We start from the raw sequence: 15,906 nt of genomic DNA, 5'->3' as shown, positions 1-15,906 counted from the left end.
TTAGGACTCCTTTTGTTTTAACCTTTTATACCGTTTTTACAAAAGCCTTCGATTAAATGCTTTTGTAAAATTATATACACAATAATAACAGGGACAATGACCATTGCCGAATATGCCATTAAATAATTATAGTTCGGTCCCGCTTCCGTCATAAAGGTTGTTAAACCGACCGGCAGCGTTCTTTTACTCGGTCTGTTTATCATCAACAGCGGCCATAAGAATTCGTTCCAACTATTGATAATACGCAAGAGTGCGATACTTATCAAAGCAGGTTTTGAGTATGGCACGGCAACCTTCCATAAATATTTAAAATCGCTGCAACCGTCCACCTTTGCCGACTGATACAGTTCTTTCGGAATATCCAGAAAGTATTGCCGGAGCATAAAAATAGAAAAGGCCGAAGCTATCCACGGAATATATAATGCAGGGAGCGTATTGATTAGTTTAAGCCGTGTCAGTAAAACGAAGTTCGGCGCTAACAATATTTCGCTGGGAATCATCATCGTGGAGATGATAACGACGAATAAAAAATCGCGTCCTTTAAATTTTAGGTACGTAAAAGCAAATGCCGCCGGAATAGTAGTGAGTAACGTTCCCACCGTTACGGCAAAGGAAACAAGTACGCTGTTTAAAAAATAGGTTTTAAACGGTATCTTTCCGAATACAAACGCATAATTTTCAAAATGATATTTCCGCAAAATAAATTGCGGCGGCAGTTTATAAATTGCCGCTCCGTCGCTTAATGATGTAACAAGCATCCATACAAACGGCATAAGAGAAATTCCGGCGCCAACAGCAATAATAAATAGTACAACAGTATTACGGAACTTTCCCATCTTTTTACCTTTTTAGTCCATAATGCTTATTTAATAATCTTGCAACGGCAAAACTTAATACGGTCAACAGGAGAATAACGAAGAATAAAATAAACGATGCCGCCGCGGATATTCCATACGAAAATTGATTTACCAATTTGTCATAAATAAAGTAAACGATGGTCATACATGCATTTAGAGGCCCTGCCGATCTATGGAATAATGCATACACTTCCGAAAATGTTTTAAACGCTCCTATAAGCGAAGTGACAGACACAAAAAATACCGTAGGCATTAACAACGGAAGCGTTATTCTAAAAAATATCTTATATGGTACGGCTCCGTCTATTCTTGCAGCCGAATAATAATGTTGAGGAATATTCCGCAATCCGGTAAGAATAATCAGAATATTATAGCCTAATGTTTTCCATACGCATAAAATAATCAATGCCGTCATAGCGTATCGGGAATCGGTGAGCCATGCGATTGGTTTTATTCCGACTATTCCTAGTGCATAGTTAAGCAATCCGAAACGCGAATGAAATATCCATCGGAATACCACAGCTACGGCAACCGTACTGGTTATAAAAGGCAGAAAGTATATGTTGCGGATAATGGTATTGATTTTATTATTTTTTACCAACGAAACGGAGATCAATAATGATAATATAATTGAAATAGGTACGCTGATTAATACGAATTTTAATGTATTGATACAAGCGGCAATAAATTGTTCGTCTTTAGCCAGTGCAAGATAGTTATCCAATCCATACTCATATACATGGTGTTTAAAATAATTGTATTTTGTGTAAAAGCTCATTAAGAAAACTTTAACTGCAGGATATAAATTAAAGGTAACCAATATGATCAAGGCAGGGGCTAAATAAAGAATAGCTCTTGAAAAATTATTTTGTTTCATGTGTTCAATCCTTTTATTTAGAATTGATGAGCCGGTTACCACTCTTATCGAATATGAATATCCGATCCCTATTAAATCGTAAACCGAGAAAACCTCCTGTCACATATAATCCGTTGGTTGGGATATATATTTTAAAATTATTGTTATTGTATTCCATTGTTGCAATGGTGTCTTTTCCCAAGTTTTCAATCATAACAATTTTTGCCGTAATATCGGGGTCTTCTTTTACGATAGCGATATCCTCCGGACGTATTGCAATATAGAGCGGCTCGCTGCTGCCGGATATAACTTCTTCTGACATGGAAAGGTGCACATTAAGAGAAGGTATAAAATAGGCTGAATCTTTTTTAACCGCTTCAAGAATATTGATGTCGATTGCTCCGATAAATTTTGCAGTAAATAAGTTTGCAGGATTATGATATAACTCATACGAGGTACCGTATTGCGCAATTTCACCGTTATGGAGCAGTACAATTTTATCCGAAATTGCCGAAGCTTCTTCTTGATCATGAGTGACAAAAATAGTCGTAATTTTAAGTTCTTGTTGTATTCTTCGTATTTCCTCGCGGGTTTGGATTCTAAGTTTTTTATCCAGATTCGATAACGGCTCATCCATCAGCAATACGGCAGGTTCTTTAACGAGTGCTCTGCCTATGGCTACCCGTTGCTGCTCGCCGCCGGAAAGAACTGCCGGTTTTTTGTGTAAAAGTTTGTCTATTTCCAAGAATGCCGCAGTTTTATGTACTCGCGCTTTAATTTCGGTTTTATTCAATTTTTGCATTTGCAGAGGAAAGGCCAAATTATCAAAAGCGGATAAATGAGGGTACAACGCATAGTTTTGAAAAACCATACCGATGTTTCTTTTCTCCACAGGAATGTTATTCATATTTTTACCGTCAAAATAAACGGTTCCTTCGGATTGTTTTATGAGGCCTGCGATAATATTTAAGACGGTTGTTTTTCCGCATCCGCTCGGCCCTAAAAGGGAAATAAGCGTACCGCTGTCAATTTCCAAATTGATATCTTTAATGACAGCCTTCTTGTCCTCGAAACTTTTATGCAGGTGCTCTAGTGTAATGTTCAAAATATCCTCGCAAATAAGGTTTAACAAGGCCGTGCCGTTGCGGCAGCGGACACTAAGCTTTTACCCGCACAATCTTATCATTACGTGCTGCAACCGTGCCGATAATTGCCGGTTTCCCGCAAACGGTAGGTTCCAGTGCGGCACAAAGCTCCGTGTATAAACTTTGGGCGTCCTTCTGTGCTACCGAAATAACAAGACCGCCTGATGTCTGCGGGTCAAATAAGATATCCTGATAGGCGCGGGGCACTTCGTCCAGCGCTGCATTATCACCGACAAAGTTTCTATTTGAATATGCACCGGCCGGGATAAAACCCATTTCGGCATATTCGACGGCAGCGTCAAAAATCGGCAGCGATTGATAGGCAAGTTCAATGCTGACGCCGCTCCCCTTTCCCATTTCATATAAGTGCCCTAAAAGCCCGAAGCCGGTAATGTCGGTGCAAGCATGGACTTCGTATTTTGTCATTATGCCGCAGGCGGCGGCATTTAAAAAGGCCATCACTTGATAGACATTTTTTAAGTCTTCCGCACCGATCATATCTGCCTTCGCTGCCGTCGTTAAAATACCGGAACCGATCGGTTTGGTTAAAATCAGCACATCGCCTTCTTTACAAGCGGAATTGCGCAGTATTTTATCCGGATGCACAAAACCCGTTACCGCTAACCCGTATTTCGGGATACTGTCGTAAATGGTGTGCCCGCCGCAGATAATTGCACCTGCCTCAAAAGCCTTATCCGCACCGCCCCTGAGTATTTCTTTTATAACGGGTTCGGGCATTTTTTCAGAAATACAAAAAAGATTCAAGGCCAGTTTAGGGGTTCCGCCCATTGCATAAATATCGCTGAGCGCATTCGCTGCTGCAATTTGCCCGAACATATACGGGTCGTCCGTAATCGCAGGGAAAAAATCGGCCGTAAAGATTAAAGCTGTTTCGTCATTGATTTTATAAACAGCCGCATCGTCCGATGTGTCGAAGCCCACCAATAACCGGGGATCGGAGCAAATAGAAAAGCTTTTGAGTAAGCCGTCCAGTGCACCCGCACTTAATTTTGCCCCTCATCCGGAATAGGATGAAGATTTAATCAAGCTGAAATTTTTATCCGGAATTGCACAACTCATAGCCTCTCCAAAGATTTAACCCTTACTTGCCCACGGCGGTATATTTTCCGGCGGCGTCAAAAGTGAAAACCTCATCGCGTTCGATGTTCGTAAAGTTTTCCGCACCGAAAATACCGCCGTCTTTTATCGTAACTTTAACCGCCGTACCGCAGGCGGAGCTGAGTTCGCGCGGCACGGGAATAAGTTTAACGGCAATCGCTCCGTTCTGCGCGGCTTCGCTTTTTTCAAGACTGCGCATACAGACAAGCGCTTCGTAATGCGTATGAAACGTGATTACGTAGCCGCTGATCATTTGGAAACGCTGATTTTCCAATCGCTGCCGTCGGCAGAGATAGCGGTCTTTGCCTTCATCTTATCACAAAAGCGGATAACGTTTTCTTTTGAAGTTTCGTTATCGACCAGTACGGTAAAATTTTGATGAGCATCAAATGCTTTCTTTGTCCGTACCACAGGTTCGGGGCAGGAAAGTCCCCGCGCATCTACCGTATAATCTTCCATTTTCCGTCTCCTTAGCTAAAAAATTAGAGATACCCTAATTTAGAAAACGGCATCCCTCATGAGGTCGATGATGAAAGATGCCGTTAAAAACATTATTTATTTTTTGCCGCGTAGTATACGCTGACGCAGGCTGTTACGACTAATCAGATAACGACGGCAATCATACCGGCGCTTGTCGGGCCTTTACCGGAAGAGGCAAGGCCGAAGTTGTGAGCAAACGCAGCGCCTGCAACTAAACCGGTTACGGTTACAGCCGAATCGGTATTGCCTTCGCCGGTTAAAATGAGCTGGCGTAAGGGGCAGCCGCCGAGCAGAACACTTGCCCATCCGACCAATACCATACCGAGCGCATTCCACAATCCGTCGGTGTGTGCAACTGCCTGTCCGGCAAAGCCGAGTTTAAACTGTCCGGTAATCAACGAGCCGATAAGCACGACAACTAAAATGGAGATGCTTCCGGTTAAAAGATGGAAATCCTTTAACATGATTGCATCACGGATACCGCCTGCAGTACAAAGGCGGCTGCGCTGTGCCAATGCTCCGCCTACAAGGCCGATACCGAGGGCAAGCGCGATCGGAGCGTGCATTGAACCGGGGCCTTTTTCGCTAAAGGCAAGGACGGCGGGGAACGCAACAAGTAAAACAAAGAACACGATCATCACGATGGGAGGCAGCATACCTTCCTGTTTTGATTGCGTATATGCACGGTTCAGCGAGAAATTCTTGTTGAGGAATACAACCCCGATACTGATCCCGATGACAAATCCGACAAGCCCGAACAGTGCGTTCAAGTCGCCTGCACCTAAACGTAAAAACATACGCAAGGGGCAGCCCAAGAACATCAGCGCGCCGATCATTACGAAAAAGCCCAATACAAAGCGGGTAAAGGGAGCCGACCCGCCGCGCGGTTTAAACTCTTTTTTTACAAGTGCGATTGCAAAAGCGCCGACGATAAGACCGATGATTTCGGGGCGCATATACTGTACCACGGCTGCATTGTGCAGTTTTAAAGAACCTGCAATGTCCCGCAAGAAACAGGCAATACAGAAGCCCATGTTTCCCGGGTTTCCGAACTTAACCAATACGACAGCCGCAATACCGATGAATGCGCCTGTCAGTGCCACCATGAAATGTTTTTTCATTTCATTCCTCCTATTGAAATATTTTAAATAAAAATATAAAAATTTTTATATATGGTATGATACAGCGAGTTGATGGCACTGTCAAGAATTAATTGTACCGTATAACCGATTGCGGGGATATCCAGCCTGCAGCGCCGCCGGCAGTTTTGATGTAGTACCATTGAGGCGTTTGGCGTACGATAATGAAGCTTTCCCCTGCCGAAAGCCGGTATACGGTACCGCCGCTGTTTTCCGGTATACGCCGCACCGCAGGGTCTCCGCTGACGCCGGTGTATACTCCCTGCGGCTGCAGTATGCGCCGGAACATTACAACGGTGAAGCCGCCGCTGCACAGCGCACCGGTGAGTAGGATGAGCATCAACAATTTTTTATTGCGTAATCCGCATACCGCCGTGCCTATCAGCAGCAGGATTGAAATTACCGCCGTTAAAACGCCGAGAAGGCGCGGATACAGTGGCAGCGGCTGTGCAATTTCTAAAGCGGTTTCCAGCTTTTTCCGTTCACGGCTGATTGTAGGAGCAAAAAGCGATGCCGCTTCCTGTTTGCGGTATTCGGCAATTTGGACCGCCGCAGCGTTTTTTTCTTGGCCGGTCATACTGCTGCCGCTGTACTGCGTTTCATTCGGGAGCGCCTGAAACGCAGCGGCGGTAAAGCCGTCCGCGCCGCCTTTGCCGGTGGCTTGAGCTGCAGCCTGCCGATTGGCGCGGTATGATGCAGGTACGCTGAATGCCGTTCCGCCCGATGCAAAAAATATCTGCGCTTGGGGTAGACTCTGGGCACCTATGCGCAGCGGTATTATACTGAATATCGCAAGCAGATAGTGTTCGCTGTTGGCATGGGAAAAAACGGCATTGGGTGAAACGGCCGTATCGGAACCATCCACCGCGTCAGGATTTCCCGCCGCATCGAGTAAAACAGCCGCATCAAACGGTAGTTCGCCGAGTGCGAGCGGTTTTAATGCGGCGCTTTCGGAAGGAGAACAATCGATGTGGAGTATCTCGGTCGGCAGCGGCAGTTCATCACCTATAGCCTGACTATCCGCGCCGCTTTGGTTCTCTTGGGAGCGGAGGGCTTTGGAATGGGAAATTTCGGAGCGGGCGGCTTCGAGTTGCACAGAGGCGGTTTGTAAAACTTGCAGATAACGTTCGGCATATCCGGCAGAATAAAAAGCCGCAGCTAGACACAGAATATATTCCCTGCCTTGTTCGATAGCGGCATCTTCCGGAATCGGACGCCCGTCCGCAGCATACAGCTTCCACAAAAACGGCGTGCTTTCCGAAAGCGGCCGGCTGTGTACGGTTATATCCAGCGGTGCAAGCTCAAGCGTTTGCTTTCTCCACTGCAGCGTAGGAACGAATCTAAATGTGCCTGTTCCGTTAAACCGATAGCGGTACCGAAGGTGCAGGCTGTCCCGTTCGGGGATTGCACTGCTTTGCACAAGCTGTACCGGCACGGCCGCAGCATCGCCTTCAACGGCAAGGTAAAACCGCGGCGTATCGCTATAAGCTTGTAGATAGGGAGCATCACTGTTGATGATGATTTCTATTTCCAGCTCACGATCGATTGAAAATTCGGTACTGTCTATTTTAAGCTCAATAAAATTATCGCTTTGTTGCCCGTAGAGCGCTGTCTCTTCACAGCAAAACAAAAAGATTGCAGCCGCCCGGCAAAAAAGAAAGAGTATTGCCGGCTTTATTAGCCGCCTGAATGCTAATAGTCGTTTATCGCCGGTTCCGATTCGTGTTGCATTTTTTCCCATTCGTTTTGCTCTCTTTTGCGGATAATATCCAAGATAATCGAATCCGTCAAATCGGACTCAGGATCTTCCGCGGCATTTTGCGGAGCTTGATGCTGCATCTCCCGCTGTGTATCGCTGAGTTTTTTGCTCAGTTCATAATTAATTTTGGCTGCCATATCGCTGCCGGAAAGTTCCAGCGATTTTCGGAACAGCGCAGCCGCTTGTGCATATTCTTTTGCACGGAATGCGATAATGCCCTGTTGATAAAAACGGTGCGCCCGTAAAATATCCGGCGCCGTTTCAGAAATATTTTCTAATTTTCTTGACGCGGCCGTATCTTCTCCCTGCATGAGATATGCGGAAGCGAGCGCGGAATCCGTGTACTGTGCCATGTTCTCATCGGGCAGTTTCGCCGCCAAACTTTCAGCTTCATAAAAATACAGCACCGCATTATTCCAATTTCCCTGTCTCCATGCGAGCGTTCCTTTTATGTATGCGAGTTTAGTTTGTTGTTCTCCGCTGCAGCCCGATATGCTTAGCACCAATATCGGTATAAAAATAAGATATATCGATAAAAATGATGACGATAAAAACAACGATGATAATAATGTTGATAGTGATGATATGGGTGATCCGGCGGCAGATGAGTGTCTACTTTTTTTTAGCACGAAAACCTCCCGCCCAAAGGCCTGCGCAAAAAAAGAGAAGCGCTACGGCTGTGCATTCAAACGTCCGCCGTACCGGTTTTTGCACATACCGGATTTTTTCACTTTCGGCATCTCCTCCCGTCAATGATTGTAATACCTTTTGTGCCGAACCGAGCTCTATGGCGGAAACATAAAAACTTCCGTTTAAAGTCTGTTCCACATAGCGCTTGAGAGCCGCTTCCTCCAAACGGCTTTTTTGCAATACCGATTCGTGTTTCTCATTGAGGATGGAAAGCGTACCGCCCGTTTCCGTTCCGAATCCGATGATAATCAATTGAACATTGTCTTGCCTAAATCGCGGAAGGATACGAGAAACCGAACCTGCCGTCTCATCGCCGTCGGTGCAGAGGACAACTGTTTTTCCGGTTAAGCGGTTTTCGGGAAAGGACTCCAACGCAATCCGCAAACCGTGCTCAAGATTGCTGCCTGCCGACGTAGCATTAAAAGGAGACAGCGTTTCCGCTGCGGTAAGCACGCTTTGATGGTTAAAGCTCAACGGCACGGCAAGTGTTCCCTGCCCTTTTATCGTAACCAATCCGCATGCGGTTTCCGGTAAACGTTCTATTAAAAAGGCAACATATTGCTTTGCAAATTCAAGGCGGTTCGGCGCAACGTCGGCAACGGTCATGCTGCGTGAAATATCGACGGCAAAGATTACGGCATTTCCGTGCTTTATTACGGTGGTCTGCTTGGTACCCCAGAGCGGTACGGCCGCAGCAAGACAGAGGAATAGCCAACCGGCGCTCCAAAGTGCCGTCCGGATCCGCAATGTCCGTATCATCCGCTGTATTCCTTCCGCCGCTGCATAGCTTCTTTGTAATTTTTTTATACGATATAACGTAACGGCACAGGCGGGTGGAATGCAGAGGAGCAGTAAAAGAAAAAGCGGTTTTTCAAATTCAACCATTATGACACCGCCTGCATTCCAAACCTGCGGAGCAGCCATGCGCCCGCCGCACAACCCATTGCAATCAGTAAAAACAAGTTGTCCAAATAAACCTGTTTGCGCATCGTCATCGCGGGCGGGGTCGCCGGTATTTTTTGAATAAACCGGTTAAAAATGTCCGTCAGCAATTCGGGGGACTTTGCCGAAAAATAGCGGCCGTTGCCGTATCTGGCGATTTTTTGCAGCTCGGTTTCGTTAAACACGGTGTTCAATGTGCCGGAAATTTCTTTTTTTTGTATAGGCTCGATATACTTGACCGGTGCATATCCCGATTTTCCCAACCCGATAATGTAAAAACCGATTTTCTTATGCTTGATGATATCGGCCGCGGCGCGGGGATGTACCTCGCCGGTGTTGTTATCCCCATCGGTAAAAAGGATGATATGAGAGGGTAATGTAGAATATTGCGTAAGATGCAGAACTGCGGAAGCAAGCCCCATGCCGATTGCGGTTCCGTCGCCTAATTCTCCGACTTGCAGCTGATCCAAACGGGTCAGAAAAGTGTGCCTGTCGATTGTCGGCGGAATAAGCACGGCGGCGGAACTGCCCAACGCGGTAAGCCCCAGCGAATCGCCTTCATACTTTTCCGCAAAAGACTTGATAATACGTTTCGCCGCCTCAAGCCGTGTTTCGGTTCCCATATCCTGTGCGGCCATCGAGGGGCTCGTGTCGATTACAAACATCAGCGCCTGCCCCGAACTTGAATACATCGCTTCCGAGGTTTGCCGTACCGGTTCCGCAAGCGCTGCGACGGCGAATACGAATGCCGCAGCAAGGACGTACTGGGAGAGGCGGTGTATGAAATAAACCTGCAGATTTTTTTCCGGCATAAAGCCGTTCCAGTTTCCGAGCGGCAGCACTATCGATACCGCTTGTAGTTTCCCCGCCCGCCGGAGCAGCACAAAAGCCGGCAGCAAAAACAGGAGGAGAAAAAAAAGCGGTCGTTGAAAATTCAGCACACAGGTATCCTTATCAGCCTTTTAATTTTACGGGTCTGCACTTGTTTGTGCAAGGGTTCGCATTGCATCCATGTCGGAGTTTTATATACGCAGATTATGGATTGCAATCAAGTCCATTATATGTTTTATTAACGCAACAGGATCTCCCGCACCTCTCAACGAACAAGACATTGATTTACAGCATATTGCATTTCCTTCCGATTGGAAAAAGCTTTTACAATTCAATTATAGTTAAACGTACTTGCAGTAGATACGCCATATATTTCAAAAGGTGTTGGGTTGCAAAAGAGCTACATTTTTTCTATTATATCTCCATGACAGCAGTTTTGGTTTATTTTGATAAAGGGAAAAAGCCTCAAACGCGGATTTTTCTGGAGGCCTTAAAAGAAGCTGCCCGGAACCGGTGTGAGGAGCTCCGTGTCCTTGACGGATATGCGCTGACCGATACGGACAGGCTCAATATGTTTGGGTATATCGCCGTTTTCTATGCCGAAAAACCGTTTTTTACTTCAAAACCCGATTCTGCCGTTATAACTATACTGAAAGATCACGGCCTAAAAGAAGGCTGTAAGGGCTGTGTGCTGACTGTGAAGAATGGACTGTTTTCGGAAAAATTTACCCGAAATGTAATGAACGGATTGGAAAGCTGCGGTTTTATTATCGACTACTTTAGCGTTTTACAGAATGCAGCGGATGCCCGCCGTGCGGGGGCAAATATTGGCTAACAGGGCGGAAAACGGCAGGCAGGATAGCGAAGAAGGGCGTAAGGCGTATTCATATAGTCAACATGTAATCGAAGATTATTACAAAGTTTTAAATATTCCCCCCTCTGCATCTACCTCCGAAATTAAACGGGCATTTCGGAAAAAAGCTAAGGAACTGCATCCCGATATTCCGCATAATGTCCGGAATACTGAAGGTAAAAAAGCAAACGAACAGGCGCTGATGCGGCTTATCCGCGCGTATGAAGCCTTGCTTGATGTAAAGCGCCGGGCGGAATTCGATTTTTTCTATAATAAGACCGCTCAAAAAGGCGAAGGTTTTGATTACCGTACGTGGTTAAAGGAGCGGACGGATCCTGAAAGCAGGGCAACGCTGATCTTTTTTGACCTTTTTCATAATGCGGAAGATGAGGCTGTGCAGGAGTTTTTACGGCTCCGGTCGGTACAGCCTACGTTTTCGCTGCGCCGCTACTTTAGTAGAGGCGACTTTATGGATTGCGGTTTTGTTCTTGCAGAAGAACTCTATTTCCGCGATCACTATTATGAAGCCTTTTTGCTGCTTGAACAAATTATCCGCGAAGAACAGAAGCAGTCTTATTTCCGCCATTTTTTCCCCGAAGTGCTTATCTTAGCCCGTAAGCTTATCCGTGAAAAGCTCATTTACACTCTTCCGGATGATTTAATGCTTGACTGCTGCGAAGCCGCGTTGGATTTTGGGCTGAGCAAAACGGATAATGCGGAAATATTAAAAAAAATGGCGGAAATTTATTACCGGATGGGCGATTTTAGTACCGGCGACGGGTGCGCAGCGGCTTCGTTACGGATGAATCCCCGCATTCGAGGTATTACGAAATTAAAGAAAAACTATCAGCAGCAGCTTTGGCGTTAAGACGCTCCGGTTAACCTAACCATTGATTAGCCGGCATAGCCTGAGACGGTAAGACTGTGCGAAAAGGTAAGGGATTATATGATACGGATTAAGACAAAGGAACAGATAGACGGTATCCGCCTATCCTGTAAAGCGTTGGCTCGACTTTTTAAAGAATTAACACCGCGAGTGCAGCCCGGTGTAAGTACGAAGGAACTGGACGATTTCTGCGTTTCGTACATTAAGAGGATCGGGGGCGTTCCCGCATGGTATGCGGAAGATTTTCCGGGGGCAGCTTGTATCTCCATCAACGAAGAAGTTATTCACGGTATTCCCAGCAAAAAGAAAATCGTACAGGACGGGGATCTCGTCTCGCTGGATATCGGCATTGACCTCAACGGATACATCAGCGATTCATGCGTAACGGTACCGGTTGGTAACGTAAGCCCCGAACGCGCGCAGCTGTTAAAGGTTACTACCGACTGCCTCTATGCAGGTATTGCTGCCTGTCAGGCAGGTAAGCGTGTAAACGCAATATCGCGCGCGGTATACGATTTGGCGCGGCAGTATAACTACGGCGTCGTGTATGAATACTGCGGCCACGGGGTCGGGCTTAAAGTCCACGAAGATCCGAATATTCCGAATGTACCGGAGCGGGGCGCGCCGAATCCGAGGCTGGTACCCGGCATGGTTATTGCGATAGAACCGATGATCAACCTCGGTACGGCGGATGTTAAAACCCGTGCCGACGGATGGACGGTCGTCAGCGCCGACAAGTCCTGTTCCTGCCACATGGAGCACACCGTTGCCATTTTTGAAGACCACACCGAAATTTTAACGCAGCTTAATCCCGGCGAGGTTTAAAAAAAGACAGCACGGGTTTGTTTATTTTATCAATTCAAAGTCAGGGTATTCGTTGATGCCGTCTAAACTGTTTATCACCGTGTACCCTGCGGCTGCCAATTTTTCCGCAACAGCAAAAGAGCGGTTTCCGGAATAGCAGTAGGTCAGCACCGGTTTATCCTTAGGCAGCCGGGGCAGTATTTCGGCAACGGTATCCGCATTTCCCGATAGCGCGCCTTTTAAATGCGATACGGCATAATCCGCCGGCTCCCGGGCATCGACGACGGAATAGTTCCCGGTATTCACCAGCGCCTGCATTTGCTTTCCGCGTACGTTTGCAACTTTTGTGAGCGACTTGTAGGAATACGCGGCGACACCGTCCGCATTGAACACTTTTGTAAATCCGTTTTTTTGTAATATTTCGGCTGCAGCCCTGCTTCGTCTTCCGCTTCTGCAAATAACAATGATGTTTTTATCCTTGAGGTCGGCGATATCATCCAATCGGCCTTCAATATCGTTGAGGCTGATATTGATTGCATAGCGGACATGCCCTGCATCATACTCATTTTTTTCGCGTACATCGATAACGAGATACTGCTCTTTTTCCGCCCTATCGTTCATAATGTTGTCAAGCTCGGCTCCTTTCATATTCATGATAACAGCCGAACCTTGTGTATCGCTTTTACCTTCCCGTGTGGTACAGGCGCTTTCCGTCAACGCAATACACGCCAGTGTAAATATAAGTACGCTTACTTTTTTTAGGCTTCTTTTCCAATTGAACATTTTAAACTCCTTGAACATGCTAAAACTTAGGGGATATCTCAAAAAGACAATCCTCACTTTTATACGGCGCGGAACTATACGGAAAAAAACGGATATAGTCAATCAACAACCCCGACGCGAGGCGTCGGGGTATTAACCCCTCCGCACGAATAAAATGATAAAAGAAGGGGAATGTCCGTCCATTGTCCGCCCGTTTGCAAAACAATCTTATTTTTTCTATAATATACCGATAATGAGTATGCAAAAACCGTTCTACGAAAAATTCGTTAAAAAACCGTCCGCAGCATCCGCCTCTCGGACGCAGGATAAATCCAATCGCTCTCAACCGGAGGAAACCCGCCCAAGGCGTCAATCCAAAGATGAAGAGTCGTATCGAAAACAATCACCGCAGCGTGCAAACCGAAAAGGTAAAAACCTGCGTGAAAACCGAAGCAATACGTCTTACTCTTTCGGCAAACCGGTTTTTTCGGCACTGACAGCCGAGGCAAAAAGCATCTTGGAACATTTCCCCGCACTGCTGGATCAGGTTTTGCCGCTTGATGCAAAGAAAAAACAGCTGCTGCCGCAGCATATTCATACGCTCTTCCATGAGCTGACTGATGAACGCAGCAGCAGAAAGACGCACTATTTAAATGATCCGGTAAAACTGTCGGCATATACGCACTATTATGTCTGGTGGAATTTAGTACGGCTTACCAAGCTGCTGCAAAATCTTGATATCCGGCTTGATGACGGCGATTATGCTGCGGACTTCGGCTCCGGGCCGCTTACTTTTATTTGCGCTTTATGGATTGCAAAACCGGAGCTGCGGAAAAAGCGGCTGACATGGTATTGCACGGATATTTCCAATAAGGCGCTCAATTTCGGGGAGGAACTCTTTTTAGCGCTTTGTGCATATACCGGTAAAAGTACTGCTAAAAAGGACGCCGGAGAAGAAGTTCCGTGGACTGTTAAAAAGGTGTGCGGGGCATTCGGTACAGCCTTATCCGAAAAGGTTTCATTAGTAACGGAAGCAAATATGTTCAACGAAATATTCTGGAATAGCCCGCTTTCCCTTGATGACCAAGCGGAAAAAACGTACCGCACCGTTATGCACTATCTTAAACCGGACGGTTCCTTTCTTTTTATTGAACCGGGTATACCGCTTGCCGGTGAATTTCTAAGCCTTTTGCGCACGCAATTTTTAGAAACCGGTTCTTCCGTGTATGCACCCTGTCCCCACCGCGGAAGCTGCTGTTTTCCCAATAGGAACCCGCAAGCCGGAAATGCAAAAATTCCGATAGCTATTCATAAATGGTGCCATTTTACGTTTGAAACGAACGATTCACCTGACAATCTTCTCCGTCTTTCCGAATCTTCCCGCTTGGGAAAAGAGCGGGCAAGTTTAAGTTTTTTATTCGGCTCATTAGTTCCATTCTCCGATCGGAAAGCGGCCGATGCAAAACAGTCCGGCGGCATACCGGTGCGTATATGCTCGGATATCATCAAAACGGATCCTCAAACCATCGGCAGATACGCCTGTTCGGAAAAAGGCTTTATGCTCATTACTACGCCTGCGTACAAAGAATCGGTGCTCAACACCGCCGTATCGGGAACGCTGCTCATCCTGCCGGAAGATGCCGCCGATCTTCATCAACGGGATAAAAAAACGCATGCACTGTTGGCGCATATTCGGTAAACTCCCTGATATTGAGTAGATTAAAAATTAAGGCTATAGTGCCGCTATGCGGCTGCATCGCTTTTTATCAGCATCATTTATCATTTTTTTTATTTTTTTTCGCGGACTTGCGGCACAGGATGCAGAAATACCGGAAACCGAAGGAAAGAAAAAAAATTTTCCGGTAAGCGGGTTTGTCGCTTTTTCGATAAATACCCTAATTGCTGAAAGCCGTGAATATGCCTGCTATTACGATGCTATTTTGAGCGACTTAAAGTGGCCGCTTACCCCTTCGGTTTCCTACACGCTGTATGGCGGGCTCCATTTTCCGAAAGGCTTTCATATTGAAGGTTTTTTTTCATTTATGCAGCCGATGCCTACAGCGCCGATGACCGATACCGATTTTGAGGGAATACAAGCAACACCTCCCCAAACAGGAATAACAAAATTTTCAGAACATAACTGCACCATTATCGGCGGGCTTTCATGGGCTGCTAAACTCGGATTGCAGTTGCCGATGCCGCAAACCGCCGCTATGCGGGCTGCCGGCATTTCATTGACAGTAGAGCCGATGCTCAGTTTTTACTATTCGAATATCAGATGGTATTCCTACGGCGGATATTTGCAATATGCAAGAATGAGGCCTAACGGAACGTATGAGTCGTGGAGTGCCGCATTACCTAAGATATTCCATAGCGGATCGGCGGTATCATATCAACAACAGATAATGATACCTGCAATAGGGCTTGGTTTTGTAGCCGCCTTTCCCCATAAACTGACGCTTTCATCGGATTTTCACCTTACTGCCGATATCATGGCTTCGGCAGAAGATATTCACCACAACCGCAATATAAAATTTATTGATATTATGGACGGCGGCTGGGGGATGCACGGTAATGTCCGATTAAGCTGGAACTGTTTGCCGTTTTTTTCGGTGTTTTTTAACTTCTTTTATATATACTGCATTACTATGGAAGGCAGCAGTATCCGTTATAACGGTATCACATCAACTAAGCCCTATTCCTATACGCCGTTAAACTCTGCAGGAACATCTTTACGCGGCTGCACCTGTTCAATCGGGCTTGCTTTTTCGATAGGGCGGTAA

At 46.2% G+C, this 15,906-nt stretch carries 17 protein-coding genes; 5 read left to right on the top strand and 12 right to left on the bottom strand.

The window, feature by feature from the left end; translation table 11 throughout:
* Positions 1–17: 17 nt before the first annotated feature.
* The 11 genes from HMPREF1222_RS06735 to HMPREF1222_RS06685 form a co-directional block, all read right to left on the bottom strand.
* Complete coding sequence (locus tag HMPREF1222_RS06735) at positions 18–773, bottom strand: carbohydrate ABC transporter permease (RefSeq protein ID WP_244870129.1); 756 nt, start codon at positions 771–773, stop codon at positions 18–20.
* Positions 774–840: 67 nt separating this feature from the next.
* Positions 841–1,734 (bottom strand): carbohydrate ABC transporter permease, encoded by an 894-nt coding sequence (locus tag HMPREF1222_RS06730; protein ID WP_016518767.1) that lies wholly within the window; start codon positions 1,732–1,734, stop codon positions 841–843.
* Positions 1,735–1,747: 13 nt separating this feature from the next.
* On the bottom strand, positions 1,748–2,818 hold the full coding sequence (locus tag HMPREF1222_RS06725) for an ABC transporter ATP-binding protein (protein WP_016518766.1): 1,071 nt from the start codon (positions 2,816–2,818) through the stop codon (positions 1,748–1,750).
* A gap of 52 nt (positions 2,819–2,870) precedes the next feature.
* On the bottom strand, positions 2,871–3,938 hold the full coding sequence (gene selD, locus HMPREF1222_RS06720) for a selenide, water dikinase SelD (protein WP_081636883.1): 1,068 nt from the start codon (positions 3,936–3,938) through the stop codon (positions 2,871–2,873).
* 22 nt (positions 3,939–3,960) lie between these two features.
* Positions 3,961–4,230 (bottom strand): putative Se/S carrier protein, encoded by a 270-nt coding sequence (locus HMPREF1222_RS06715; RefSeq protein WP_016518764.1) that lies wholly within the window; start codon positions 4,228–4,230, stop codon positions 3,961–3,963.
* A complete protein-coding gene (locus HMPREF1222_RS06710; protein WP_016518763.1) occupies positions 4,227–4,436 on the bottom strand; it encodes a sulfurtransferase TusA family protein in 210 nt (69 codons plus the stop codon). Before HMPREF1222_RS06710 ends, HMPREF1222_RS06715 begins: the two co-directional genes overlap by 4 nt.
* Positions 4,437–4,579: 143 nt before the next feature.
* Complete coding sequence (gene yedE / locus HMPREF1222_RS06705) at positions 4,580–5,578, bottom strand: YedE family putative selenium transporter (protein WP_016518762.1); 999 nt, start codon at positions 5,576–5,578, stop codon at positions 4,580–4,582.
* An 88-nt stretch (positions 5,579–5,666) separates the two neighbouring features.
* Complete coding sequence (locus HMPREF1222_RS06700) at positions 5,667–7,337, bottom strand: SH3 domain-containing protein (RefSeq protein ID WP_016518761.1); 1,671 nt, start codon at positions 7,335–7,337, stop codon at positions 5,667–5,669.
* The gene (locus tag HMPREF1222_RS06695) at positions 7,289–7,858 is read right to left on the bottom strand and encodes a tetratricopeptide repeat protein (protein WP_244870168.1); all 570 of its coding nucleotides are present in this window, start codon (positions 7,856–7,858) and stop codon (positions 7,289–7,291) included. Before HMPREF1222_RS06695 ends, HMPREF1222_RS06700 begins: the two co-directional genes overlap by 49 nt.
* Before the next feature lie 109 nt (positions 7,859–7,967).
* On the bottom strand, positions 7,968–8,930 hold the full coding sequence (locus HMPREF1222_RS06690; protein WP_016518759.1) for a vWA domain-containing protein: 963 nt from the start codon (positions 8,928–8,930) through the stop codon (positions 7,968–7,970).
* A complete protein-coding gene (locus tag HMPREF1222_RS06685) occupies positions 8,930–9,928 on the bottom strand; it encodes a VWA domain-containing protein (protein WP_016518758.1) in 999 nt (332 codons plus the stop codon). Before HMPREF1222_RS06685 ends, HMPREF1222_RS06690 begins: the two co-directional genes overlap by 1 nt.
* A 314-nt stretch (positions 9,929–10,242) precedes the next feature.
* Here HMPREF1222_RS06685 and HMPREF1222_RS06680 point away from each other — a divergent pair, with 314 nt between their 5' ends.
* From HMPREF1222_RS06680 to map, 3 genes are all read left to right on the top strand, one after another.
* Positions 10,243–10,653 carry a hypothetical protein gene (locus HMPREF1222_RS06680; RefSeq protein WP_016518757.1) on the top strand — a complete coding sequence of 137 codons (411 nt, stop codon included), beginning with the start codon at positions 10,243–10,245 and terminating at the stop codon, positions 10,651–10,653.
* Entirely contained in the window at positions 10,622–11,539 is a 918-nt protein-coding gene (locus tag HMPREF1222_RS06675) for a J domain-containing protein (RefSeq protein WP_051122494.1), read from the top strand. The genes HMPREF1222_RS06680 and HMPREF1222_RS06675 overlap by 32 nt, the downstream gene beginning before the upstream one ends.
* A gap of 78 nt (positions 11,540–11,617) precedes the next feature.
* The gene (gene map / locus HMPREF1222_RS06670) at positions 11,618–12,382 is read left to right on the top strand and encodes a type I methionyl aminopeptidase (RefSeq protein WP_016518755.1); all 765 of its coding nucleotides are present in this window, start codon (positions 11,618–11,620) and stop codon (positions 12,380–12,382) included.
* A gap of 21 nt (positions 12,383–12,403) precedes the next feature.
* Here map and HMPREF1222_RS06665 read toward each other — a convergent pair whose 3' ends face one another.
* Positions 12,404–13,144 carry a rhodanese-like domain-containing protein gene (locus HMPREF1222_RS06665; protein WP_016518754.1) on the bottom strand — a complete coding sequence of 247 codons (741 nt, stop codon included), beginning with the start codon at positions 13,142–13,144 and terminating at the stop codon, positions 12,404–12,406.
* A 238-nt stretch (positions 13,145–13,382) separates the two neighbouring features.
* Between HMPREF1222_RS06665 and HMPREF1222_RS06660 the strand changes: the two genes are divergently transcribed.
* Both HMPREF1222_RS06660 and HMPREF1222_RS06655 read left to right on the top strand, forming a co-directional pair.
* Positions 13,383–14,822: a small ribosomal subunit Rsm22 family protein gene (locus tag HMPREF1222_RS06660; protein WP_016518753.1), complete on the top strand. Its 1,440-nt coding sequence runs from the start codon at positions 13,383–13,385 to the stop codon at positions 14,820–14,822.
* Between the two features lie 46 nt (positions 14,823–14,868).
* A complete protein-coding gene (locus HMPREF1222_RS06655) occupies positions 14,869–15,906 on the top strand; it encodes an omptin family outer membrane protease (RefSeq protein WP_016518752.1) in 1,038 nt (345 codons plus the stop codon).

The sequence above is a fragment of the Treponema vincentii F0403 genome (genome assembly GCF_000412995.1).
In the GTDB taxonomy this organism is placed as follows: Bacteria; Spirochaetota; Spirochaetia; order Treponematales; family Treponemataceae; genus Treponema; species Treponema vincentii.
This window is presented reverse-complemented; position numbering and strand designations above follow the sequence as displayed.